Below are 1,384 nucleotides of genomic sequence, written 5' to 3'. Positions count from 1 at the left end.
CAAGTTTACTCATATATACTTTAGATTGATTTAAAACTTCATTTTTAATTTAAAAGGATCTAGGTGAAGATCCTTTTTGATAATCTCATGACCAAAATCCCTTAACGTGAGTTTTCGTTCCACTGAGCGTCAGACCCCGTAGAAAAGATCAAAGGATCTTCTTGAGATCCTTTTTTTCTGCGCGTAATCTGCTGCTTGCAAACAAAAAAACCACCGCTACCAGCGGTGGTTTGTTTGCCGGATCAAGAGCTACCAACTCTTTTTCCGAAGGTAACTGGCTTCAGCAGAGCGCAGATACCAAATACTGTTCTTCTAGTGTAGCCGTAGTTAGGCCACCACTTCAAGAACTCTGTAGCACCGCCTACATACCTCGCTCTGCTAATCCTGTTACCAGTGGCTGCTGCCAGTGGCGATAAGTCGTGTCTTACCGGGTTGGACTCAAGACGATAGTTACCGGATAAGGCGCAGCGGTCGGGCTGAACGGGGGGTTCGTGCACACAGCCCAGCTTGGAGCGAACGACCTACACCGAACTGAGATACCTACAGCGTGAGCTATGAGAAAGCGCCACGCTTCCCGAAGGGAGAAAGGCGGACAGGTATCCGGTAAGCGGCAGGGTCGGAACAGGAGAGCGCACGAGGGAGCTTCCAGGGGGAAACGCCTGGTATCTTTATAGTCCTGTCGGGTTTCGCCACCTCTGACTTGAGCGTCGATTTTTGTGATGCTCGTCAGGGGGGCGGAGCCTATGGAAAAACGCCAGCAACGCGGCCTTTTTACGGTTCCTGGCCTTTTGCTGGCCTTTTGCTCACATGTTCTTTCCTGCGTTATCCCCTGATTCTGTGGATAACCGTATTACCGCCTTTGAGTGAGCTGATACCGCTCGCCGCAGCCGAACGACCGAGCGCAGCGAGTCAGTGAGCGAGGAAGCGGAAGAGCGCCCAATACGCAAACCGCCTCTCCCCGCGCGTTGGCCGATTCATTAATGCAGCTGGCACGACAGGTTTCCCGACTGGAAAGCGGGCAGTGAGCGCAACGCAATCCTCTAGAGGATCCAAATGAGACGTTGATCGGCACGTAAGAGGTTCCAACTTTCACCATAATGAAATAAGATCACTACCGGGCGTATTTTTTGAGTTATCGAGATTTTCAGGAGCTAAATCAACATTAAAATATGGTGCGGGAACTATGAAAAACAAACAAAAACAACCATCCATACCTCACCAAAATACCCCCGGTAACCCATCAAACACACCCCAAATCATTCTGGTGCGGAAAATGCATTGCAACTCATTGAATAAGCAGATAGAATTTCAACCGGAGTTCTAGAACACCAAAGCCGAAAGGCTGTTAAGACAGAGAAAAAAATCACTGGATATACCACCGTTT

Source organism: Afipia sp. MLSD5-FHT05B12, from assembly GCF_058793355.1.
The sequence above is the reverse complement of the archived record's forward strand: the minus strand, read 5'-3'. Positions refer to the sequence as shown.